General features: G+C 35.4%; 17 protein-coding genes and 1 tRNA gene. 11 read left to right on the top strand and 7 right to left on the bottom strand.

Annotated elements, in window-relative coordinates; all coding sequences use genetic code 11:
* Nucleotides 1-145 precede the first annotated feature (145 nt).
* Nucleotides 146-3,133 (top strand): SusC/RagA family TonB-linked outer membrane protein, encoded by a 2,988-nt coding sequence (locus QLS97_RS07490; protein ID WP_282715491.1) that lies wholly within the window; start codon nt 146-148, stop codon nt 3,131-3,133.
* A gap of 11 nt (nt 3,134-3,144) precedes the next feature.
* Nucleotides 3,145-4,536 carry a RagB/SusD family nutrient uptake outer membrane protein gene (locus QLS97_RS07485; RefSeq protein WP_282715490.1) on the top strand — a complete coding sequence of 464 codons (1,392 nt, stop codon included), beginning with the start codon at nt 3,145-3,147 and terminating at the stop codon, nt 4,534-4,536.
* 142 nt (nt 4,537-4,678) lie between these two features.
* On the opposite strand, the gene QLS97_RS07480 is transcribed toward QLS97_RS07485, so the two are convergent.
* Nucleotides 4,679-5,641 carry an arginase gene (locus QLS97_RS07480; protein ID WP_282715488.1) on the bottom strand — a complete coding sequence of 321 codons (963 nt, stop codon included), beginning with the start codon at nt 5,639-5,641 and terminating at the stop codon, nt 4,679-4,681.
* An 11-nt stretch (nt 5,642-5,652) separates the two neighbouring features.
* Complete coding sequence (gene rocD / locus QLS97_RS07475) at nt 5,653-6,936, bottom strand: ornithine--oxo-acid transaminase (protein ID WP_282715486.1); 1,284 nt, start codon at nt 6,934-6,936, stop codon at nt 5,653-5,655.
* A 230-nt stretch (nt 6,937-7,166) separates the two neighbouring features.
* On the opposite strand from rocD, the gene QLS97_RS07470 reads away from it, so the two are divergent.
* From QLS97_RS07470 to QLS97_RS07445, 6 genes are all read left to right on the top strand, one after another.
* Complete coding sequence (locus tag QLS97_RS07470) at nt 7,167-7,619, top strand: Lrp/AsnC family transcriptional regulator (protein WP_282715483.1); 453 nt, start codon at nt 7,167-7,169, stop codon at nt 7,617-7,619.
* Between the two features lie 40 nt (nt 7,620-7,659).
* On the top strand, nt 7,660-8,523 hold the full coding sequence (locus tag QLS97_RS07465) for a cyanophycinase (RefSeq protein ID WP_282715481.1): 864 nt from the start codon (nt 7,660-7,662) through the stop codon (nt 8,521-8,523).
* Nucleotides 8,524-8,525: 2 nt separating this feature from the next.
* Entirely contained in the window at nt 8,526-10,727 is a 2,202-nt protein-coding gene (locus QLS97_RS07460; protein WP_282715479.1) for a penicillin acylase family protein, read from the top strand.
* 112 nt (nt 10,728-10,839) lie between these two features.
* Nucleotides 10,840-11,610 (top strand): dienelactone hydrolase family protein, encoded by a 771-nt coding sequence (locus QLS97_RS07455; RefSeq protein ID WP_282715477.1) that lies wholly within the window; start codon nt 10,840-10,842, stop codon nt 11,608-11,610.
* A 100-nt stretch (nt 11,611-11,710) separates the two neighbouring features.
* Entirely contained in the window at nt 11,711-12,724 is a 1,014-nt protein-coding gene (locus QLS97_RS07450; protein ID WP_282715475.1) for a DUF3667 domain-containing protein, read from the top strand.
* Between the two features lie 4 nt (nt 12,725-12,728).
* On the top strand, nt 12,729-13,742 hold the full coding sequence (locus QLS97_RS07445) for a M28 family metallopeptidase (RefSeq protein ID WP_282715474.1): 1,014 nt from the start codon (nt 12,729-12,731) through the stop codon (nt 13,740-13,742).
* A 194-nt stretch (nt 13,743-13,936) separates the two neighbouring features.
* Here QLS97_RS07445 and QLS97_RS07440 read toward each other — a convergent pair whose 3' ends face one another.
* The 5 genes from QLS97_RS07440 to QLS97_RS07420 form a co-directional block, all read right to left on the bottom strand.
* Nucleotides 13,937-15,133: a PAS domain-containing sensor histidine kinase gene (locus QLS97_RS07440; RefSeq protein WP_282715472.1), complete on the bottom strand. Its 1,197-nt coding sequence runs from the start codon at nt 15,131-15,133 to the stop codon at nt 13,937-13,939.
* A 302-nt stretch (nt 15,134-15,435) separates the two neighbouring features.
* A tRNA-His gene (locus QLS97_RS07435) sits at nt 15,436-15,511 on the bottom strand.
* 74 nt (nt 15,512-15,585) lie between these two features.
* Nucleotides 15,586-16,302: a bacillithiol biosynthesis deacetylase BshB1 gene (gene bshB1, locus QLS97_RS07430; RefSeq protein WP_282715470.1), complete on the bottom strand. Its 717-nt coding sequence runs from the start codon at nt 16,300-16,302 to the stop codon at nt 15,586-15,588.
* A 54-nt stretch (nt 16,303-16,356) separates the two neighbouring features.
* Entirely contained in the window at nt 16,357-17,442 is a 1,086-nt protein-coding gene (locus QLS97_RS07425; RefSeq protein WP_282715468.1) for a chorismate-binding protein, read from the bottom strand.
* A 47-nt stretch (nt 17,443-17,489) separates the two neighbouring features.
* Nucleotides 17,490-17,918: a PaaI family thioesterase gene (locus QLS97_RS07420; protein WP_282715466.1), complete on the bottom strand. Its 429-nt coding sequence runs from the start codon at nt 17,916-17,918 to the stop codon at nt 17,490-17,492.
* Between the two features lie 137 nt (nt 17,919-18,055).
* Here QLS97_RS07420 and QLS97_RS07415 point away from each other — a divergent pair, with 137 nt between their 5' ends.
* The 3 genes from QLS97_RS07415 (at nt 18,056) to purL (ending at nt 26,120) form a co-directional block, all read left to right on the top strand.
* The gene (locus QLS97_RS07415; RefSeq protein ID WP_282715464.1) at nt 18,056-19,582 is read left to right on the top strand and encodes a hypothetical protein; all 1,527 of its coding nucleotides are present in this window, start codon (nt 18,056-18,058) and stop codon (nt 19,580-19,582) included.
* A 237-nt stretch (nt 19,583-19,819) separates the two neighbouring features.
* Complete coding sequence (locus QLS97_RS07410) at nt 19,820-22,375, top strand: endonuclease (protein ID WP_282715462.1); 2,556 nt, start codon at nt 19,820-19,822, stop codon at nt 22,373-22,375.
* Between the two features lie 91 nt (nt 22,376-22,466).
* Nucleotides 22,467-26,120: a phosphoribosylformylglycinamidine synthase gene (gene purL / locus QLS97_RS07405; RefSeq protein WP_282715461.1), complete on the top strand. Its 3,654-nt coding sequence runs from the start codon at nt 22,467-22,469 to the stop codon at nt 26,118-26,120.
* Nucleotides 26,121-26,169: the final 49 nt, after the last annotated feature.

Genomic DNA, 26,169 nt, shown 5'->3' with positions numbered 1-26,169 from the left:
ATATTTTTACGAATCCCATTTTTTTCTATTTAAAATTTTAAATTATTAATAAAAAACTCTTTAATAAGAGATTTTTAACACAAAATCTCGGTTAATTAACATTTTATTTGGATATTTGAGCTAACTAATCTTAAATAATCCAAAAATGAAAATTAATTTGAAGCATTTTTTGAGTTTACTCATTGTACTGACTGTGCAATTGACATTTGCTCAAGAAAGTACATTGTCAGGTAAAGTTACTGACATGGGTGGACTACCCGTTCCCGGTGCAAATATTACTGTAAAAGGAACCAACATTAGTACCCAAACTGGATTTGATGGTGATTTTACCATTAATGCAAAAAAAGGTCAACTATTGATTGTTAGTTTTGTAGGAATGAAAACCATCGAAATTCCTGCATCTTCTTCAATGTTGATTAAATTGAGTGATGTATCTAATCAATTAGAAACAGTTGTTGTAGTAGGTTACGGTACTCAAAGCAAAAAGAAATTAACCGATAACATTGCTCGTGTTACAGCAAAAGATATCCAACAAATACCGGTATCCAATGTTCAAAATGCCTTAGTTGGTAAATTAGCCGGAGTACAAATCACACAGACAAATGGTAAAGTTGATGGAGGAATAAATATTCGTGTTCGTGGTGCTGCAAGTATCAGTGCAGGAACACAACCTTTATATGTATTAGATGGAATTCCTTTAGTTACATCAAACGAATCAAGTAATGGAGCGCCAACTAACCCATTATTGACTTTAAGTACTAACGAAATTGAATCAATTGATGTCCTTAAAGATGCCTCTTCTGCAGCAATTTATGGTGCCAGAGGAGCAAATGGAGTTGTTTTGATTACTACCAAAAGAGGAAAAGAAGGAAAAGGGATTTTTTCTATCAACCTATCTCAAGGAGTTAGTCAAGCTACTAACAAAAGAAAATGGTTGAATGCAGATCAATATATAGAGTTATTCACCGAAGCATCTATTAATGGACTTGGTGACGCAGCTGAAGCTGAAGACGCATTCGATTCCTTTGCAATAGGTACTGATTGGAGAAACAGAGAAATAGATACTGACTGGCAAGAAACTGCTTTCCAAGATGGATTCAATACTGATGCTGATTTTTCAGTATCTGGTGGCGATGCTAATACAAAATATTTCTTTTCTGGTGCTTATAACAATACAACAGGTATCATAAACAGTAATGCATTAGAAAGAGTTACTGCAAGAACAAATGTATCCCACAAAGTATCGGATCGTTTTACAGCTGGTATGAATTTAAGTTTCTCCAGATCAGAAATTGATCGTGTGCAGGATGATAACTCCTTTACTACTCCTTTACAGGCTGTTGCACAATCTCCATTATCCCCAGCTCGTTTAGATGACGGAACGGCAAATCCAAATACATTGTATGCTAACTTTTTATTGGCTATAGACAATTCATTCTGGAAGACTATCATGAGAAGAGTTACCGGTAAAGTATACGGAGAATTTAAAATTCTTCCTTCTTTAAAAGTAAATTCTGATTTCTCCTATGACTTGTTATCACAAACTGAGGATGCTTGGTATGGTAAAAACTCCCCTTTTATGGCTACTGATGGCGAAGCGTACGCCACTTCTGTAAACAATGAGACTTACATCTACAGTAATTACCTGACTTTTGACAAAACCTTTGGTGAAAAACATGATGTAAATGCTGTTGCCGGTATGGAGTTTAATAAATTCAATCGTAGGTTTCAAAGTGTAACTAGTATCTATTTTCCAAATGATTCTTTCCAAACGGTTGATGGAGGTGCTGAAGTATCCGGTGGTTCAGGAAATGAAACTGATTATACATTTGTATCACAATTTGGTAGAGTTACCTATTCATATGATGACAAATACATCTTCAAAGCGAGTATCCGTCGAGATGGTTCTTCCCGTTTTGGTAAAAATAATAGATTTGGTACTTTTCCAGCATTTTCTGCAGGATGGATTATGTCTGAAGAAAGCTTCTTAAAAGACAATGCCACTCTTACTTTCTTAAAATTAAAAGGAAGCTGGGGTAAATTAGGTAATGCCGAATTGGGTAATTTTGCTTCCCGCCAATTGTACGGTTCCAATCCTTACAACTTAAAATCAGGACTTTCTTTCTCTCAAGCCGGAAATGATGATCTTACTTGGGAAAAATCTACTCAAGTCGATTTTGGAGTTGAATTTGGTTTATTAAACCGTATTAGCATTGAAGCCGATTATTACAAAAAAAATACTGATGGATTACTTTTTAGTGTTCCATTATCAATAAGTTCAGGAGCAACTACAATCAACCAAAATATTGGAGAAGTACAAAGTAGTGGTGTCGAATTTACATTGAACACAAAAAATATTGATTCAGATAATTTCAAATGGAATACTAGTTTTAATATCACTACCAACCAATCTGAAGTATTGTCAATGCCAAATAACAATCAAGACATCGTGAGCTCATTTACCATTAATAGAGTGGGAGAAAATATTTCTTCTTTTTACTTGGTTGAATATGCCGGAGTAGATCCTGCCAATGGAGATGCGCTTTTTGTAAAGAATACTGTTAATGCTGATGGATCATTGGATAAATCAACAACAAACGATTACTCTGAAGCAAAAAGGGTGGTTTCAGGAAATCCTTTCCCTACATTGATGGCTGGTTTAACAAATACAATTAATTATAAAGGAATTGATTTTTCTTTTACATTCCAAGGAGAATGGGGAGCTAGTATTTACAACTCTGCTGGTAAATACCAATCGGTTGCAGCTGACTATTTTGACAATCAAACCATAGACCAATTAAACCGTTGGCAAAATCCGGGTGATATTACTAATGTTCCTCAAGCCAGATTATACGGAAGTAACGGAACGCAAGAATCAACTCGATTTTTAGACAAATCTGATTTTGTTCGTTTAAGAAACTTAACAATAGGATATTCTTTACCAGGCAACACGGTAAAAGATTTAGGAATGAGCAGTGTACGCTTTTACGCTACAGGAGTTAACTTACTTACTTTTACAAATTATTCTGGTTATGACCCAGAAGCAAGAAGAGATGATACAGGTATTGGAGAAGAATTTTACTCAGCTCCACCATCCCGAACTATTGCTTTAGGAGTAAATATTAATTTTTAAAAATTAAAAAAATGAAATCAAATAAATTAATCCTATTTATTCTCTTCGCAACTTTTTTTGCAAGTTGTGACAATGAATTAGAAATAGATCCCAAACAAAATGAAGATGCTACAGTAACATTAACTACTGAAACCGGCATCATAAACATATTAACAGGTGCCTATGCTACAGCTGCAGATGGTGATGTATATGGTGGTAGAATATTGACCTCTGCCGATTTATTGGCACAAACTGGTATAACAGCGACAACTGATTTTAGATGGAGAGGTACTTTTGGCGAATGCCGACAAATGTATTCTAAAACTATTTTAGTTAACAATACTTTTGTTCAGCAAATTTATACTCGAAACTATCAAATAATCAATGCTGCCAATACCGTTATTGAAAACATAGATAAAGTTCAAGATCCCGAAAGACAAACTACAATGATTGCCGAAGCTACTTTTTTAAAGTCAATGGCATACTTTGATTTGGTTCGCTTTTTTGCAAAACCATATGAAGCAGGTCAAGCTAATACCCAATTAGGTGTTGTTATCAGACCAAATGCCATTTATGATTTTACTATTGATTTAGCAAAAGAAAGAAGTACTGTAGATGAAGTTTATGCGCTAATAATTTCAGGTTTAAACTTAGCCTACAATGATCTTCCGGAAGACAATAGCTTTTATGCTGATAAATATGCTGCCAAAGCTTTATTGGCAAGAGTCTATTTGCAACAAGGAAATTATCCAGCTGCCAGAGATGCTGCCCATGATGTAATTGAAAATAGTGGACGCACTTTATCTCCTAAATATGCAAATGCTTTCAACCATGATGTCAATCAAAGTGAGGATATTTTTGCTATCCAAATCACAAAACAAACAGGAGAAAATGAAGTGACAAACTTATATGCTTCTGAAGACAATGGTGGACGTGGTGGCGATATCGAAATTAGATCCACTTATTTAGCTAAATTTACAGACCCAGCTGACGAAAGACGTAATTTTAATTATATCAACCCAGACAACGGAAGAAGATTGACTTCTAAATATACAGATCAATTTGGAGATGTTCCTTTAATTCGTTTGGCTGAAATGTATCTTATTAGAGCTGAAGCGAATTTCAGAGCTGTAACTTTTGTTGGTAACACTCCGTTGGCTGACATCAATTTACTTAGAACACGTGCAAACGCAACAAATTTAATAACCGTAACCTTAGCTACTATTTTACGAGAGCGTGAATTGGAATTAGCAATGGAAGGCTTTGCAATTCATGATTTAAAAAGAACAAAAAGATCAATTGATGTTTTTGCTGATGGAAGTGAATTGATTCCATATAATGATAACACATTAGTATTTCCTATTCCATTAAGAGAAATGGATACAAATAATAAAATCACACAAAATCCTGGATACGGAAGTTAATCCAATTAAATAATCTTTTAAAAAACCATCCGCTTATGTGCGATGGTTTTTTTTATGGTCAAATTTTCAATGTAAACCATTAAATAAAAAGCCCGAAATCTAAAATTTGATTTCGGGCTTTTCTATAAATTCTAAAAATAAACTATTCAATAGGAAGAATAAGTGTTGTTGTTATAGCTTCTAAAACTTCAAAAGCAGTTTCTGCCATTTTATTTCCTTTAGTATCCAATAATGGATTTACCTCTACAAACTCTATACAAACTACCTTTTTCGTTTGGATAATTTGATTGATAATCGCTATGATTTCATACTGATCAAAACCTTTGGGAACCGGAGTACCTGTCCCATAAGAAATCATATCGCAATCCATGGAATCGACATCAAAAGAAATATACAAAACTTCACAATGCGTTAATTTTGACAAAGCTTCACCGACACATGTTTCCAATCCTCTGTAACGTACTTCGTCAACTTTATAATTTTTGATGTTCAATTTTTCAATTTGCTTATCTTCTTCTTCTTCGGTATCACGAACTCCAAAATAAATCAGGTTTTCAGCCAGAACTTTCGGTCCTTTGTAGCCTATATTTTTCATGTCTTCCCAATGCTGTTGGGTTTCAGAAGCCACTTCATTATTCTGGCAACTCAAATTATCATTAGCAAGAGCCGCTGATAATGGCATTCCATGAATATTTCCCGATGGCGAAGTATAAGGCGAATGCAAATCAGCGTGGGCATCAATCCAAAATACACCAATATTTTGTTCAGGATATGCCGCTTTTATACCACTTAAAGTACCTAAAGCAGAAGAATGATCTCCTGATAAAACAATTGGAAAATAATTTCCTTCTAAATTTTTCTTTACTGCATTGCAAACTCTAGTGCATTGCTCTACAACATGCTCAATCCTTTTCGCAGAAGAACTTCGGTTTTTATCATATATGGATTCGTTGTGTGTTTTTACATCTTCAAATTCAAATTGATTAAAGTAATCACTGTTTTGGTTAATTGCAGCAATTTCGATAGCATCAATACCTAAGTCAGATCCTCGCGTACCAGCACCTATATCAGATCTGTTCTTTATTAGTTTTATCGCTTTTCCCATTTTACTTTAGATTATCTGAAATCGTTTAAAGCTCTTTCGATAATACTTAAACACTCCTGAATTTGAGATTCAGTAATTACTAATGGCGGTGCCAAACGAATTTTATTGCCATGTGTTGGTTTTGCCAATAATCCGTATTCGCTGAATTTCATACAAATATTCCAAGCTAAATCCGATTCTTCATCACAATTGATAACAATGGCATTCAATAATCCTTTTCCTCTAACCAATGTAATCAACGGATTTCTCGAAGCAATCTCGTTAAGTCCCGTTCTTAAAACTTCGCCTAAGTAGGCTGCATTTTGTGCCAAATTTTCTTCTTTTACTACTTCAAGCGCAGCAATAGCAACAGCAGCAGCAATTGGATTTCCTCCAAAAGTAGAACCGTGTTGTCCTGGTTTAATGACATTCATAATGTGATCATTCGCTAAAACTGCCGAAACTGGATACACACCTCCAGAAATGGCTTTCCCTAAAATAAGGATATCGGGTTTCACTTCAGGATTGTTTTCACATCCTTTTTTACAGTCACAATTTCCACAAGTTGCCAATAATCTTCCAGTACGGGCAATTCCTGTTTGCACTTCATCAGCAATAAATAAAACATTATGCGCTTCACAAAGTGCTTTCGTTTTTGCCAAATACCCTTCGGCAGGAACATAAACTCCAGCTTCTCCTTGGATTGGTTCCACTAAAAATCCGGCAATATTTGGTGTTGATTTTAATACGTTTTCTAAGGCTTCAACATCATCGTACGGAATTTTAATAAATCCGGCCGTGAATGGTCCGAAGCTTTTACGAGCAGTTTCATCATTCGAAAAAGAAATAATTGTTGTTGTTCTTCCATGGAAATTGTTTTCACAAACGATAATTTGTGCTTGATTTTCCGGAATTCCTTTTACCTCATATGCCCATTTTCTACATAATTTCAAAGCAGTCTCAACTGCTTCAGCACCAGTATTCATAGGCAACACTTTATCAAAACCAAAATACTTAGTTACATATTCTTCATATGGTCCTAATTGATCATTATGAAAAGCACGTGAAGTCAAAGTCAATGTTTGCGCTTGTTTTATCATGGCACTAACAATTTTTGGATGACAATGTCCTTGATTTACGGCAGAATATGCCGATAAAAAATCATAATATTTTTTTCCGTCCACATCCCAGACATGAACCCCTTCGCCTCTTTCTAAAACTACAGGTAAAGGATGGTAATTGTGAGCTCCGTATTGATTCTCTTTTGCTATCAACGCTTCAGATTTTGAAGAAAGGTTTTGTTCTGTATGTGTCATGATATTTCTATTTTAATACTTTAAAGCACAAAATTACTATTTTTTTTTAATTTACCAATAAAAATAAATGTTTTGACTTTTAAAAAGATGTTATTTAAAAATATTTATTTAATTTAGATTAAAAATAAGTCATTTTTAAATTTACAATTCAATTTACAGATGCATTTCGAAATAAATAAAAATAAGTACTTTTATACAAACACAAAAGCATCATTTATAATTAAACCAACATGGATATATTAGACGAATTCGATATCAATATTATCAAAGAATTAGAAAGAGACGGAAGAATGGCTTATTCAGCCATTGCAGCCAATCTAAAAATATCAAACACAATGGTGCATCAACGCATCAATAGATTAATGGAACAAGGAATACTTACTGGAATAAAACCTGTAATCAATGAAAAAAAAGTAGGCTATGATTGGGGTTCTTTTACTGGAATTACCTTGAATAAAGATCAAGATTCTGATAGGATTATTGAAGAATTGAAAAATATTCCGGAAATAACTGAATGCTATTATATCACAGGATCTTTTACCCTTTACATAAAAATTATTGCCAAAGATCATGAGCACATGCGTAAAGTTCTGTATGAAAAAATAGATAATATTCCCGGTATTGCCAAAACAGATTCTATAATTGAACTGGGATGCGCTTTCAAAAGAAATGTATCGCTGTAATAATCATTCAAATACTGATTTAACCGCCAAAAAATAACTCATGAAAAAATCGATTCATTCCCCACTCTATTTCAAAGTTCTTATTGGCCTATTTGCTTTTTTATTTTGCAGTACCCTGCAAGCTCAAAAAAACAAAGGAAAACTGTTCATCATTGGAGGCGGACACCGATCTGATGCGCTTATGACACAACTAGTAAAGCTGTCTGATTTACAAAAAAAAGATTATATCGTTGTGTTACCTATGTCGAGCGAAGAACCGGACAGTGCTTATATTTATTTAAAAAAACAATTCGAAAAATTGACTTCGAATCCGATTATCATGCTGAATTTCGACAAAACTACGGCTACTAATAAAGTACTAAATGACTCCTTGCAAAATGCCAAACTAATTTTTATCAGCGGAGGTGACCAATCTCGCTTTATGAATGTGGTAAAAAACACTCCTATATATACTGCAATACATCAAGCATACGAAAACGGAAGCACAATTGCCGGAACCAGTGCCGGAGCTGCGGTAATGTGTGAGCACATGATTACGGGAAATCAAAAATTAGAAACCAAATACACAGAAACCTTCAATAACATTCGATACGATAATCTGGAAACAACAACAGGCTTGGGTCTTGTAAAAAACGTGATTATCGACCAGCATTTTCTAAAAAGAAGCCGTTACAACAGATTACTGTCTGCTTTGGTTGAATTTCCAACTCACATAGGAATTGGTATCGATGAAAGTACTGCCTTAATTGTTCGCGATAAAGAAATCGAAATTGTTGGCGAAAGCGAAGTTATTGTGGTTAAAAAACCAAAAGGAATCGCTAAGTCTAAAAAAGAAAATTTAGTAAGTATCAAAAGCTTAGAAATGGCTGTTTATAATGAAGGTCAAAAATTTAAAATTCAATAAAAATGAAATATTTCAAGAATTATTTGCCCCTTACAATTGTAGTTTTTTGTTTTAGTTTCTCCATGTTTTCACAAAAGATATCAAACCAAGAAATAGAAAGACTAAAAAAACTCTCGCAACAAGTAACCATTATCAGAGACAATTGGGGAATTGCGCATGTATATGGCGAAACCGATGCTGATGCCGTTTTTGGAATGTTGTATGCGCAATGTGAAGACGATTTCAAACGGGTAGAAATGAATTATATTGAAAAACTGGGACGCCTTTCAGAAATCAAAGGACAGTCGGTTTTATACAATGATTTAGAAATTAAACTTTTAATCGATACCGAAGAAGCCAAAGCCGATTATAAAAAAGCGGCACCTTGGTTGAAAAAATTATTAAACAGTTATGCGGACGGAATCAACTTTTACCTATACAATCACCCCGAAGTAAAGCCCGCTTTACTAACTCATTTTGAGCCTTGGTTTCCATTACTTTGGACTGACGGAAGTATCGGAGCGATAAGCACAGCTGATCTTTCAACCGGAGAATTGAAAGCTTTTTATTCCGGAAACACGGATAAAGTGGCCTACATCGAACGTGAAAAAGATGTGCAAACTGGTTCTAACGGATTTGCAATTGCTCCTTCAAAAACGGCATCTGGAAATTCCATTTTATACATTAATCCGCATACTACTTTTTATTTTAGACCAGAAATACAAATGAGCAGCGAAGAAGGATTGAGTGCCTACGGAGCAGTTACTTGGGGGCAATTTTTCATTTACCAAGGATTTAACGAAAACTGCGGTTGGATGCATACCTCATCAAATGTGGATGTAGCGGATATGTATGCTGAGAAAATCGTGACCAAAAACAACAAACTATTTTACGAATACGACAATAAATTAGTTCCGATTATCGAAAAAAAAATAACCATCAAGTACCTGGAAAACGGAAAATGGATTCCTAAAACATTCAACACCTATTATACCAATCACGGTCCAATCATGGCTAAAAGAGACGGGAAATGGATTAGTTTAAAATCCAATAATCGTTCGATAAAAAGTTTGGAACAAAGTTGGATACGAACAAAATCGAAAAGTTTTGAGGAGTACAAAAAAGCAATGGATTTGAAAGCCAACACCTCAAACAATACCGTTTATGCCGATAAAGAAGGAAATATTGCCTACTGGCATGGGAATTTTATTCCTATTCGAGACAAAAAACTGAACTGGTCAAAAGTGATGGACGGCACAACGCCGGCAACGCAATGGAAAGGATTACACGAAGTTTCAGAAACGGTACATTCCTATAATCCTACAAACGGTTGGTTACAAAACTGCAACTCTACACCTTATAGTGCGGCTGGTGAAAATAGTCCAAAAGAAGAAAATTACTTACCGTACATGGCGCCGGATGGTGAAAGTTTCAGAGGATTAAATGCCGTTCGATTATTGAGCAAAGGTGATAAATACACATTAGACAAAGTAATTGCCGACGGTTATGACACGAAACTGACGGCTTTCGAATTTTTGATTCCATCGTTAATTTCCAGTTTCGAAAAAAACATACGTACGGATAATCCACTTTATAAGGAACTTTCAGAAACGATAAGCCTATTAAAAAGTTGGGATTATTATGCCAAAGAAAATTCTGTTGCTACAACCCTTGCTCTGGAATGGGCTTATAAATTAGATCCAATTATTCAAAAAGTATATATTGATGAAGGCGAAATGGACCAAGTGGAAAACACCCGTAATTTTGCAAAAAACGCGACACCAGAACAATTGCTTCCTCAACTACAAATGGTCATAAACGAATTGAAAATCAAATTTGGAACCTGGCAAATTCCTTGGGGAGAAATCAATCGTTTCCAGAGAACATCCGGCGACATTACTATGACTTACAATGATGCCTTGGAAAGTTTACCAATAGGTTACGGACCAGCACTTTGGGGAAGTTTACCTGCTTTTAAAAGCAATTATCAAAAAGATACTAAAAAACGTTATGGAACTAACGGAAATAGTTTTGTGTGTGCGGTAGAATTTGGAACAAAAATAAAAGCAAAATCTTTATTGGCTGGAGGAAACAGCGGCGATCCAAAATCAAAACATTTTTACGACCAAGCTGAAATGTATAGAAAAGGACAATTCAAAGACGTATTGTTTTATAAAGATGATGTTCAAAAAAATGCAGAAAAGACTTATCATCCCGGCGAATAATAACTCCTTGGTTCATCATAAGAATTAAAAATACAGTTATAAGTTAAAAAAATCAAAGTCCTAATTTTATGACTAATTAATCGAGACATTTGTAAAAATAAAAACACCAAATATGAAAAATATCTTCTTTGTCTTTTTAGGATTTGTATTGTTTTCCAACGGTGCATTCGCACAATTGAAAGCGGTAAAATACACGGATGGAAATCAAAAATTAAATGGATTGTCAATTGCTCCTAAAAAAGGAAGCAAAACTAAACCTGGAATCTTAATCCTTCCCGCTTGGAAAGGAATCGATACACATTCAAAACAATCTGCAGAAAAACTGTCAACCATGGGATATTATGCATTTGTAGCTGATATTTATGGTGAAGGAAACTACCCAACAAACACGCAAGAAGCTGGAAAACAAGCTGGTTTTTACAAAAACAATGTAGCTGATTATCAAAGACGAATTCAACTTGCTTTAGATCAATTAGTGAAAGCAGGCGCAAATCCAGATAATATTGTTGTGATAGGCTACTGTTTTGGAGGAACTGGTGCTCTCGAAGCTGCAAGAGTAGGAATGAAAATTCAAGGAGCAGTTTCTTTTCACGGAGGTTTAGGACGTGATGCTACAAGAGTAAATAATCCAATTGCTGCAAAAATTTTGGTACTACATGGCGCTGATGATCCTTATGTTCCAGTTGCAGAAGTAACAGCTTTTCAACAAGAAATGAGAGATACAAAAGCAGATTGGGAAATGATTTATTACGCTGATGCAGTACATGCTTTTACAGAACCTGAAGCTGGAAATGATAATTCTAAAGGAGCCGCTTACAACGAAAAAGCAGCAAAACGTTCTTGGGAACGAATGAATTCTTTCTTAAAAGAAGTTTTGAAATAATTTTTTAAATATATTTTTTAAAAACAGTATAAGTTCGGTTTTTTTGTTAGTTTTATAGATTAAAATTCAACAAAAAGTCTAGAATTTATACTGTTTTTTTATGTCAAAAAGTAAAATCAGAAACGACAAAACATGTCTCAATTGCAGATATGTGGTAGAAAATAGATTCTGTCCTAATTGCGGACAAGAAAATACGGATACCCGAAAAACGTTTCATCACCTCTTTATCCATTTTTTTGAGGATTTAACACATTATGAAAACGCTTTTTGGAGAACCATAAAAAATCTTTTATTCAAACCTTCTGCACTGACTAAAGAATACCTTTCAGGAAAAAGGTTGTCTTATTTGGCTCCAGTCAGATTATACATCTTCATAAGTTTTATCACGTTTCTATTGATTGCCATTTTCCCCGGTGAAATCAATTCTTCAGAAAAAACTATCGAAAAGGAACCCATCATTACTACTAAAAACAAATCATTTCAGAATACCATATCCGTAAATGATTCGGTTAAAAAGAACCAAACTAACTCAAAAGACGATATTCAATTATTTAATTTTGGATACGAATCTGTAGAACAATTGGACTCTATTCAAAAGCATGCTCCTGAATCTGAAAAGCTGTCTGATTTCAGTTATTGGATAAATAGAAAAATACAAATCGTTAAAGGAAATAACACACAAAGCGAAATTATTGAAAAATTCATAAGCTCCTTTACCCATAATTTACCCAAAGTTTTATTTGTATTCATGCCTATTTTTGCTTTTTTTCTGTGGCTTTTTCACAATAAGAAACGCTGGTATTACTTTGATCATGGTATTTTCACCTTGCATTACTTTTCCTTTTTGTTATTGATATTTTTGTTATTGTTTCTAATTAACAAAGGATTGACACCATTTTCAGAATCGAGTCTCGTTTCTTTCATACAAATAGTAATTAATTTTATTGGCATTGGATGGATGCTTTATTATTTCTATCCGGCGCACCATCGTTTTTATGGAGAAAGTCGCTTTATCTCCTTTATAAAAAGTAGCCTGCTATTTTTCATCAACTTTATACTAGTCATTATTATAATATCACTTTTTGCCATTTATACATTTATCAATTTACATTAAAAACATGAAAAAAATCCCTTTATTAGGTTTACTGGTAGTTTTAAACATAAGCTGTACTACTCAAAAAATTAGTATCGCTAACACCGACCCTACAAAATACATGAATACAATTACCGCTGACGAATTAAAAACACACCTTTATATTGTTGCTTCAGACGAAATGGAAGGCCGTGAAACTGGTTCTGCAGGTCAGAAAAAAGCGGGGGTTTACCTCATCGATCAATACAAGAAAAATGCCGTTCCTTTTCCTACTGGCGCTTCTGACTATTACCAAAAAATTCCGGCAGCTTTCCTAAATGCAAAACGCAATGAAAACTTACCGGATTCCGAAAACATTTGGGCCTATATCGAAGGTTCTGAAAAACCAAATGAAGTTCTTGTAATTTCAGCCCATTACGACCACGTAGGTGCAAAAAATGGAGAGATTTACAACGGTGCTGATGACGATGGTTCAGGAACAGTTGCGCTACTTGAAATTGCACAAGCATTCCAAATCGCTAAAAAAGAAGGGCACGGCCCAAAACGCTCTATCCTGTTTCTTCACGTTACCGGCGAGGAACACGGTTTGCATGGTTCCAGATACTATTCAGAAAACCCTTTGTTTCCATTAGCAAACACCATTACCGACATCAATATTGACATGATAGGTCGCCGTGACGAAGCTCATGCTGGCAGTAATAATTACGTATACGTTATTGGCGCAAACCGATTATCGACTGATTTAGATAACATTTGTACCCTTGCAAACGCTAAATACACAAATTTGGATTTAGATTATAAATACAATGATCCTAAAGACCCAAACCATTTCTATGAGCGTTCTGACCATTACAACTTCGCTAAAAATGGCGTTCCTTCTGTATTCCTTTTCAATGGAGTGCATGCTGATTATCACAAACCAACGGACAGTCCAGACAAAATTGAATACGATGCGTTAACAAAAAGAGCCCAATTTGCATTTGTAACCGCTTGGGAACTGGCAAACCGCAACGAAAGACCTATTGTAGATAAAAAATAGATTAAACATTTGGGCACATCCTCGCTTTCACTAGCGTTACAGCGTGGTCGGGCTATTTGTTACAATCTTTCCTCTCCTTTCAGGGTTAAACCCTGACAGGATAGGAAAGGATTTTCACTACTATCCCTTGTGCAAACCCCATAAAAAAAGAGCTTTGAATCACTTCAAAGCTCTTTTTTTTTATCCTTTATTAATTAAACCCTTTCGTCAAATTCTATTTTATCTGCGCAATCAATTTTATACAAACATTCCTCGAGAGGTAATGTAAAATAAAACGAAGAGCCAATTCCTTCAACACTTTCAACCCATATTTCACCATCATTTTTTTCTACAAATCCTTTCACCAATAACAACCCTATTCCAGCACCTTTGTTATCCTTCCTTGCTTTAGAAAGCGTATTCATTTGTGGTGTAAAAAGTTTACTTTGCACCTCTTTTGACATTCCAATTCCGGAATCCTTTATCTGAATTATTACTTTTTCCGCTTCAATTTTCGCCAAAACGGTAATTTTTCCTCCAGGTAAAGAATGCTTGATAGCATTAGAAATTATGTTTTGAAAAACAGATAGTAACATTTTTCCATCTGCAAAAACACTTATATTGGGTTCGATTTCATTACATAGATTTATGGAACTCAAGAAAGCCGATTCCTTCAATGATTCAAAAACTTTTTGTACATAATCAAAAAGCTCAATTTTTGCCGGAGAGAATACTTCCGATGCATATTTTATTCTGGCCCATTCCACTAAATTGTCCAGCATGTTTAGCTCATCTACCGCCGTTTTATGGAGTAAATCAAGCATTTCTTTTGCCTTATTAGACTCTAATCTGTCCAGATTTGTTTTCAAATATTCTGCCGTTCCAATAATTCCAGACAACGGACTTCTTAAATCATGGGAGACAATTGCAAGAACATTCTCTTTATGTGTATTAAGGTCTTCCAGTTCTTTTACATATTTTTTTATGGCATCCTCCGATTTCTTCCTCTCGGTCAAATCTCGCAGGATTTTTACGTAGCCTAACATCTCACCATCAATTCCCGTAAGCGGAAAAACCAAACCATACGCATAAAATTCACTCTTGTCTTTACAAATATGCCATCTATTGTCCGTAGCTCTTCCCTCTACTAATGCAGCCTGAATTTCTGTTTGCGGAATACCATTTTGTATATCTTCTTCAGTAAAAATTACATCAAAATGCTGTCCAATAATTTCGTCTGACTCGTATCCAAATATTTTGGTTGCACCTGAACTCCAGCTATTAATTACAAATTCATTGTCAAGAGTAAAAATCGAATAATCTTGTAAACTATCTATTATTTGGCTATAAAATTCGGCTGTTGGAATGTAATTACTTTTAAGAATTTTAGAATTGATTTTCTCGTTTTCCATTAAATTATGTAAATAATATTTAAAATTTTGAAAGCTTATTTCTGGTTGTTTTAACTATGTAATGCGTATCAAAGATACACAAAAGAAAATACGATTTATGTAAAACAAATAATATAACCCCTGGCAGGAACTTATGTCCGAAAAGTTATACCCTTAATTTATTAAATCCTAAATAACTTCTTTGATACCACTCTGATACTATTTCTCTTTTACAATATTCAAGCCAATAAAATAGCACTACAATCTCACGAAGCTTTATCCCACAAAAAAAGCCTCGAATTTCTTCGAAGCTTTTGCTTTCTGGGTGGGAGACGGGGCTCGAACCCGCGACCCTCGGTACCACAAACCGATGCTCTAACCAACTGAGCTACAACCACCATTTGCTTAGCGGTGGCAAATATACGACATAAGTTTACTTCTGCAAATATTTTTTTCAAAAAATTACATGAAATTTATATCAAATCGGCTAAGCTATTGACTGCCAAATATCTTTCTACAGTAAAACCTTCCGCATGATCTACCCCACTGAGCCTTCCTAAATCCCTGGAACGGTAATTCAGGCTTTCTAAGAAGTTTTTACTGGTTATTGGTGACTCTGGTTCATTAGAATTTGCATCGTAGAACTGAGAACCGTAAGCCAAAATTGACTCGATTTTTTTATCGGTGAAACCTGTAATATCAACCACAAAATCCGGTTCTATATTTTTCCACTGTATGTAATGGTAGACTAATTTTGGTCGCCAAGCCGTTTGTTTCTCTCCTTCTAATGTAGTTTCAATTTTCATCAGCCCAGATAAAAAACAAGCATCAGATACCAATTTACTTCCTTTAGCATGATCAATATGACGGTCATCAATTGCATTACACAAAACAATTTCCGGTTGGTACTTGCGAATCATTTTTATGATTTCCAATTGGTGCTTTTCATCATTGACAAAAAAACCATCACGCATTTCTAAATTTTCACGTGCTGAAACACCCAGAATCTTTGCAGCAGCATTCGCTTCTTGATCTCTGATTTCAGCTGATCCACGTGTTCCTAATTCCCCTCGTGTCAAATCAATAATTCCAACTGTTTTCCCTAAAGAGATTTCTTTTAAAATGGTTCCTGCACAACCCAATTCCACATCATCAGGATGCGCACCAAAAGCAAGTATGTCTAATTTCATCTAAAATTCGTTTTTATGTTTTTCTTTTTTTAATATTTAAAGTTGCAAATACTACTACAAATTCAATATTTTCTTCATTGTCACAGATTTATTGACACTTTCTTTCCACTCATTTTCAGGAATACTGTCTTTTGTAATACCACAACCCATATACAAATGCGCTTTTGTCTTTGCGAGATTCGAATCAATCTTGATTTGCATACATCGCAAATTGACATACAAATCAGACTTCAATTCTTCTTTATTAAATCCTTCCTTGTTTAATTCACCTAAAAAACCGGTATAATATTCCCTGTCATATCCTTCATTTTCTAAAATAAAGTCTTTAGCAGTCTCTTTTGGCAATCCGCACACGGCGGGTGTTGGATGCAAAACGGAAATTACTTGTTTCAAACTTGAACTCTCATTTATTACCCCTTCAATATCTGTTTTAATGTGTGCTAAAGTTCCTGCTTGTAAAGTATAAGGACTGGAAACTGACACTTCTGAAGTAAGATCCTTGAGATTATTCAAAATAAAATCGGTAACAAACTGTTGCTCTTCCATTTCTTTTTTCTCCCAGACAACTTCTGTTGTACCTTGAAGTTTTTGCGTTCCCGCTAATGCCATCGTATAAAAGGTATTATTATTGGCCTTCAGCAATCGCTCTGGTGTTGCGCCCATCCATAATCCTATTTTTGGATGAAACCAACAATAGCAGAAAGCTGTTGGGTAACTTTGAATTAATTTTTCGAAAATCGAAACTAAATCAAAATTTGACAAATCAACAATTTCTTTCCTTGACAGCACCACTTTTTTTAAAGTCCCTTTTGCAATAGCGTCAATCCCTTTTTGAACAAGTATTTCAAAATGTTCTTTAGCTTGCCTATCCTCTGAATCTGTGAAATCAGAATCATCATTTTCTTTAAATGAAGTAATCGGAGATTCCCATTTTACAGACTGATTTTTAGGAATAAGTATCATTTGATTACCTTCAAAAGGAGCAAAAACAAAACCTGTTTCTTCAAAATTTTCAGCAAAATATAAATGGTCATTATTCTGGAAAAAACCCACTAATTTGATATCATTTGGTTTTCTGAACAATACAAACGGTAAATTTTGAGCTTTTTGTTGTTTTACTTTTATAAAAAAATCAATCATACGCTACATTTTTAAAATGGATTTCAATGAAGAACTACAGTCAATTCTTATTTTTTTTCTTTGGTCAAAACCATATTCGTCAATTTGCAAAGCGATACTAAATTTCCTTGTTCGTCTGTAATTTTAATTTCCCAAAGGTGCAGGCTTCTTCCTTTGTGAATGATTCGTGCCGTTCCAAAAACAAATCCTTCGCGAATACTTTTTAAATGATTCGCCGAAATTTCGATTCCGCGTACCTCCTGCTCTTTGTCATTAATAAAAAAATGAGAAGCGGCACTTCCCACACTTTCTGCCAAAGCCACCGAAGCACCGCCATGCAGCAATCCCATAGGCTGATGAACAGATGAATTAACCGGCATTTTGGCCACTAGAAAACCTTCGCCAGCATCTATATACTCAATATTTAAGGTTTCCATCAACGTGTTTTTTGAAAACTGATTACAGTATTCAAGCATTTTATCTTTGTCTAATGTCATAGAAGTGTCTTTAAAAATGTAAAAATAATTAAAAGATAAGTCACAAAATAGTAAATGCAATTGTTATTCTAAATACAAATTTAAAATCGCTCTCAATACTATTAGATTTTTCCTATTTTTACAAAAAATCTAACTAAATGCGTCCCATTACATTACTGTTTTTTATTGGAATAGTACTTTCTGTTTTTTCCTGTCGTTCCGATTTTGAGACCGTAGCAAGTACTGGCGATTTGACCTTTTCGAAAGACACCATTTATTTAGATACCGTTTTTACCAACATAGGTTCCAGTACATACCGACTCAAAGTGTACAACAAAAGTAAAAATGACATTACTATTCCAAGTATTAAATTAGGAAAAGGATTGAACTCAAAATACCGAATGACTGTTGATGGAATGCAGGGAACAGACGGGAAAATTTTTAATAATGTAGATCTTTTAGCCAAAGACAGTTTGTATATTTTCATAGAAACCACTGCTAATATAGCTGATGCTAATCCAACCGATTTTTTGTACACCGATCAAATTCAGTTTGACAGTGGCGACAATCTTCAAAATGTAGAACTGGTAACCCTGATCCAAGACGCAGTTTTTCTTTATCCAAAGCGTTTTGCTGACGGAACCACTGAAACACTTCCTATTGGAGACGGAAAAATTGATGGTTTTTATCTGGATGAAAATGACCCTGTAAATGGAAATGAATTGCAGTTTACCAATGATAAGCCGTATGTGATTTATGGTTATGCAGCGGTACCTTCGAATAAAACGGCCACTTTTGAGGCTGGAACCCGAGTTCATTTTCATGCTAATTCTGGACTTATTGTAGCCAATAATGCTTCCATAAATATTAATGGAACACTGTCAACAACAGATAAACTAGAAAACAAAGTCATTTTTGAAGGGGATCGTTTAGAACCGGATTTTTCAGATGTACCGGGACAATGGGGAACGATTTGGCTTACTGATGGCAGTACAAATAATACATTGAATCACCTAACGATTAAAAATGCAACCATTGGTTTGTTAATTCAAAACAATGATGGCACAACAGTTTCTATCAAAAATACCCAAATCTACAATAGCAGTAACTACGGAATTTTGGCGCAGACCGCAAAAATAAACGGAGAAAATGTAGTCATCAACAATGCCGGACAAGCGAGTTTAGCGTGTACCTATGGCGGAAATTATAAATTCACTCATTGTACTTTCAATAATAACTGGAACAGCTCACAACAAGTGGCGGTTTTGGTAAATAATTATATTTTGGGTGCAATTCCTGAAGTGAAAGATTTAACTGCAGCCACTTTTAACAATTGCATCATTTATGGTTCCTATTCAAACGAAATGAGCTTAAGCAAGAAAACGGGAGCCACTTTTGAATACCAATTCAATTATTGCCTGATTAAATTTGATAACGTATCCAACCAATTTACAACGAATCCTGATTATCAGTTCAATACAGATCCTGCACATTACAATGCTATACTTTTGAACAAGGACCCTAAATTTTTCAATACATCACAGAACAAATTCAATATTGACGAAACTTCAGCAGCTTTCGCAAAAGGGAATTCGGTCTATCTAATTCCGTTAGATATTTTAGGAAATACCAGAACTTTACCTCCCGATTTGGGTGCGTATCAAAACAAAGTTTTTCCAAAATAAACACCATTGCTTTAACTCCAATTCCAATTTTCATTTCTGTTTTCTTCTAAAGTAAGAGTAAAACTACTTTCCTTAAAATGTTAATAATTATGTTAAGAAAATCTTAATTAACTTCATAATTTCTTAACATAACCCATCATAAAAGTTATAAATTTGCGCGTCTTCAGTATTTTAAGATTTGAAAATCAAGTTTTTAAAAACTGAAACTAACCCCAATAACCAAAACAAATTTAAATTATGAAAAAAATCTACTCTGCCTTATTATTACTGTTTGTCACAGCTGCCATAGCCCAAATACCAAGTGGCTATTACAACACCGCCACGGGAACTGGTTACACATTGAAAACACAATTATACAACATCATCAAAGGACATACGGATAACGGATACGCAGGTTTATATACCATATATCAAACATCGGACAGGGATTATTACTTTGAAAATGACGCCACAATTTTAGACATGTATTCTGAAAATCCTACGGGAACAGATCCTTATAATTACTCCGCCGGAACAACACAAAGATGCGGAACCTATAGTGTAGAAGGCGATTGTTACAATAGAGAACACATTATTCCGCAATCTGTATTCAGCGAACAATCACCAATGGTATCAGATGCACATTTCATCACGCCAACCGACGGAAAGGTAAACGGACAACGTTCTAATTATCCACACGGACCAGTGACTTCTCCAACTTGGACCTCCTTAAACGGAAGTAAACTTGGAACAAGTACAACTTCTGGTTATTCCGGACCTATTTTCGAACCTATCAACGAATTTAAAGGCGATATTGCACGCATGTATTTTTATTTTGCCACCCGTTACGAGAATACAGTTGCTGGTTATTCTTATGCTATGTTTAATGGTACCAGCAATCAAGTTTTTACAACTGCGTTTCTAAACATATTGATTGCTTGGCACAATCAAGATCCAGTTAGCGCCAGAGAAATTGCTCGTAACAATGCTATTTATAATTCTCAAAACAATAGGAATCCATACATTGATCATCCGGAATATGTACAAGCAATTTGGAACCCAACTGCTGATGCACAAGCACCTACTACTCCAACGAATTTAGTAGCTAGCGGAACAACATCAAATTCAGTTTCATTAAGCTGGACTGCTTCGACTGATAATATTGGAGTGACTGGTTACAATGTATACATGAACAGCGCTTTAAAAACTACAGTAACCGGAACAACAACTACTATCACTGGATTAACAGCTTCAACAGCCTATTCGTTTTATGTTGTCGCCAAAGATGCAGCTGGAAATTCTTCGGCTTCAAGTACCCTAGTTAATGCTACAACCGCCGCCGGAACATCAATTACGTATTGTGCTTCTCAAGGAAACAGTACTGCCGATGAAAAAATAGGAAAAGTCGTTTTTGGTTCTATAAATAACACCTCTACAGGAACTGCAGGTTATGAAAATTTCACGGCATTAACTACTAATGCAACTTCTGGAACTGCAAATACCATTACCATTACACCGTCATGGACAGGTTCTGTTTATAGCGAAGGATATGCGGTTTGGATTGATTATAACAAAAACGGATTATTTACAGATGCAGGAGAATTGGCTTGGTCGAAAGCCACTTCTACAACAACTCCAGTATCAGGAACAATCACGATACCAGCTTCGGCTGCATTAGGAACTACCCGAATGAGAGTTTCCATGAAATACAATGCCATTCCAACTTCTTGCGAAGCGATTCCGTATGGTCAAGTAGAAGATTATACTGTAAATATAGTTGCAGGAACTACAGACACAACTGCTCCATCAGCTCCTACCGCTTTGACAGCATCAGGAACAACTCAAACTACAACCACTTTATCTTGGACTGCACCAACTGATAATGTTGGAGTAACCGGATACGACGTATATAGAGGAACTACACCATTAGGTACCGTTTCAACTACAACGTATAATGTTACTGGATTAACTGCTGCAACAGCCTATACTTTTTCTGTAAAAGCTAAGGATGCAGCCGGAAATGTTTCTGCTTCAAGCAATGTAGTCAATGTTACAACAACTAGCGGTGGTTCTACTGCAACTGATTTATTGTTTTCAGAATATATTGAAGGCTCCTCAAACAACAAAGCATTGGAAATTTCAAATGCAACTGGCGCAGCAATCAACTTATCGATTTATAGCATCAAAAAACAAACAAACGGTGCAGGCTCTTGGAGCACAGGACTAGCCTTAACAGGAACGTTGAATAACGGAAGCAAATTCACTATTGTAAATAGTGCAATGGCCTCCAGTTGTTATCCTACAAGTTCGGCTAATCTTTCAACATCAGCAACTGAAATGGCTTTTAATGGAAATGACCCTATCGGTTTATTCAAAAATGGCGTCTTAATTGACATCATTGGAACTTTTAACGGCGGAACAGCAAACTTTGCAGCTGATGAAACAATCAGAAGAAAAGCTACTGTTACTTCTCCAACAACTACTTTCAATAAAACAACTCAATGGGATTCTTACACTTCAGATACGTGTAACAATTTAGGAAGTCGTATGATTGAAAAAACACCTAAAACAAGTGTTGCTCTTGATATAAATGATATTGCTATCTATCCAAATCCATCTAATGGAAATTTTTCTATCAACAATTCGAATAAAATGTATGCTATCGAAATTTATTCTATTATTGGTCAGAAAATTTACAGCGAAGAAAACAGCACCAAATCAGAAATTATGTTGCCAAATAGTGTAAAAGGAACGTATTTGATTCGAGTGACTATCGACTCAAATTCGGTCATCAAGAAATTAATAATCAACTAATTAAAAAAGCGGCAAATTGCCGCTTTTTTTTTACCCAAAATTTAATCTTAATTGACTAAATTTGCACCGCAATACAACAAACTACATAACAATGATCCATTTCTTTGAAAACCAAAGCAAAACTGTTTTTGCCGTACACACGCAAAACGAAATTTCGGCTCAAGACATTTCAAAACTTAACTGGCTTTTTGCCGATTCAAATAAAATAGAAAAATCCGTACTGACGGATTTTTTTGTTGGTCCTCGCGCCACAATGATAACGCCTTGGAGCACTAATGCTGTGGAAATCACCCAAAACATGGGGATTTCCGGAATCATTAGAATCGAAGAATTTCAGAAAGCAACAGCTGATTTTTCTGATTTTGACCCGATGCTTTCGCAAAAATACGCCGAGTTAAATCAAGATATTTTTACTATCAATGTACTTCCGGAAGCTATTTTGGACATCGATGATATTGCTGCTTACAACAAACAAGAAGGATTGTCTTTAAGTCCGGATGAAGTGGAATATTTAGATAATCTAGCGATTAAATTAGGACGAAAACTAACGGATTCTGAGATTTTTGGTTTCTCACAAGCCAATTCAGAACACTGTCGTCACAAGATTTTCAACGGAAAATTTATCATTGATGGAGAAGAAAAAGAATCTTCTTTATTCAAATTAATCAAGAAAACATCTCAGGAAAACCCGAACGATATTGTTTCAGCTTATAAAGACAACGTTGCTTTTGTAAAAGGGCCTCGTGTACAACAATTTGCACCAAAAAGTGCTGATAAACCTGATTTTTATGAAGTAAAAGAATTTGATTCGGTTATTTCATTAAAAGCAGAAACACATAATTTCCCAACAACAGTAGAACCTTTCAACGGAGCTGCAACTGGTTCTGGAGGAGAAATTAGAGATCGTTTAGCAGGTGGACAAGGTTCGTTGCCAATGGCTGGAACGGCAGTTTACATGACTTCTTATTCTCGTTTAGCCGAAAACAGACCGTGGGAAAACGGTATGACCGAAAGAAAATGGTTGTATCAAACGCCAATGGATATTTTGATCAAAGCGTCCAACGGAGCTTCTGATTTTGGAAATAAATTTGGACAACCGTTAATTACAGGTTCTATCCTGACTTTCGAACACGAAGAAGACGCTCGCAAACTAGGTTTCGACAAAGTGATTATGCAAGCGGGTGGAATTGGGTACGGAAAATTAGATCAAGCAATTAAGAAAAAACCACAAACAGGCGATAAAATTGTTATCCTTGGTGGGGAAAATTATAGAATTGGAATGGGTGGCGCTGCAGTTTCTTCAGCAGATACAGGCGCTTTCAATTCAGGAATTGAATTGAACGCCATTCAACGTTCAAACCCAGAAATGCAAAAACGTGCTGCCAATGCCATTCGTGGTTTGGTAGAAAGCGATATTAATCCAATTGTTTCGATTCACGATCACGGAGCTGGTGGACATTTAAACTGTCTTTCGGAACTAGTGGAAGATACTGGTGGATTAATTGATTTAGATAAATTGCCTGTGGGAGATCCTACCCTTTCGGCTAAAGAAATCATTGGTAACGAATCTCAGGAAAGAATGGGATTGGTTATTGGTAAGGAAAACATCGATTTATTGCAGAAAATTGCCGACCGTGAGCGTTCTCCAATGTACCAAGTGGGAGACGTAACCGGAGATCACCGTTTTACTTTCGAATCAAAATCAACTGGTGCTAAACCAATGGATTTTGCCTTGGAAGACTTTTTTGGAAGTTCTCCAAAAGTGGTCATGACAGACAAAACAATCGAAAGAAATTATACTGATTTAACATACGACAAGAAAAACATTTCAACCTACTTAGAGCAAGTTCTTCAATTGGAAGCAGTAGCTTGTAAAGACTGGTTGACCAACAAAGTAGACCGTTGTGTGGGTGGTAAAGTTGCCAAACAACAATGTGCGGGTCCATTGCAATTACCATTGAATAATTGTGGTGTAATGGCCTTGGATTACCAAGGAATAGAAGGAATTGCCACTTCGATTGGTCACTCTCCTGTTGCAGCATTAATTGATCCTGTTGCGGGAAGTAGAACGGCTATTGCAGAGGCATTGTCTAACATTGTTTGGGCTCCAATAAAAGATGGTTTAGATGGACTTTCATTGTCTGCTAACTGGATGTGGGCGTGTAAAAACGAAGGGGAAGACGCCCGTTTGTACGCCGCTGTACAAGGTTGTTCGGATTTTGCAATCGAATTGGGAATCAATATTCCAACCGGAAAAGATTCACTTTCCATGAAACAAAAATATCCAAATGAAGAAGTAATTGCACCGGGAACGGTAATTATTTCAGCAGGTGGAAATTGTACTGACATTAGAAAAGTAGTAGAACCCGTTTTACAAAGAGACGGCGGTTCTATTTATTACATCAATTTGTCACAAGATGATTTCAAATTAGGAGGTTCTTCGTTTGCACAAACGTTGAATACTATTGGAAATGAAGTACCAACGATTAAAGATGCTGCTTTTTTCAAAAGAGCCTTCAATACCATTCAAGAATTGATTTTAGATAATAATATCCTTGCAGGACACGATATTGGAAGTGGTGGTTTGATTACTACTCTATTGGAAATGTGTTTTGCCGATGTGAATTTGGGAGCTAAAATAGATTTCTCCGTTTTCGAAGAAAAAGACATCATCAAATACCTTTTTGCTGAAAATATCGGAATTGTTTTCCAAGCAAAATCAGATGCTGAAGTGGAATCTAAATTAAACGCCAATACCGTTTCTTTCTACAAATTAGGAAGCGCTACAAATGAAGCAACTTTAGATTTTGGTCCTTGTACATTAGACATTGCTAAATACAGAGACGTTTGGTACAAAACTTCATTTTTATTAGACCAAAAACAATCGAAGAACGGAACGGCTCAAGCACGTTTTGACAATTATAAAAACCAAGCGTTACATTATACTTTTCCAACACATTTTACAGGAAAAAAACCAGTTATCGACAATTCTAAGCCAAAACCAAAAGCAGCTATTATCCGTGAAAAAGGAAGTAACTCCGAGCGTGAAATGGCAAATGCAATGTACTTAGCCGGTTTTGATGTAAAAGACGTTCACATGACCGATTTGATTTCAGGTCGTGAAACGCTGGAAGACATTCAGTTTATTGGAGCTGTTGGTGGATTCTCCAATTCAGATGTTTTAGGTTCTGCCAAAGGTTGGGCTGGAGCATTTTTATACAATGAAAAAGCAAAAACCGCTTTAGACAATTTCTTCAAAAGAGACGACACGTTATCTGTTGGAATCTGTAATGGTTGTCAATTGTTTATGGAATTGGAAGTGATTAATCCAGAGCATGAAGTTCACGGAAAAATGTTGCACAACGAAAGTAACAAACACGAAAGTATTTTTACATCGGTAACCGTGCAAGAAAACAATTCAGTGATGCTTTCTTCATTAGCAGGAAGTACACTTGGAGTTTGGGTTTCGCATGGTGAAGGAAAATTCAACTTACCAATGGGTGAAGAAAACTATAATATTGTTTCTAAATATGCCTATGAAGGCTATCCTGCTAATCCAAACGGTTCTCATTTTGACGTTGCAATGCTTTGCGACAAAACAGGACGTCACTTGGTAATGATGCCACACATTGAGCGTTCTACGTTCCAATGGAACTGGGCACATTATCCAAAAGACAGAGACGATGAAGTTTCGCCTTGGCATGAAGCTTTTGTCAATGCCAGAAAATGGATGGATAAAAAATAATTTTTTGATTTACTATATGAAAGCGTTCCTGAAAAGGAGCGCTTTTTTT

Source organism: Flavobacterium yafengii (assembly GCF_030010375.1).
Taxonomy (GTDB): domain Bacteria; phylum Bacteroidota; class Bacteroidia; order Flavobacteriales; family Flavobacteriaceae; genus Flavobacterium; species Flavobacterium yafengii.
This window is presented reverse-complemented; position numbering and strand designations above follow the sequence as displayed.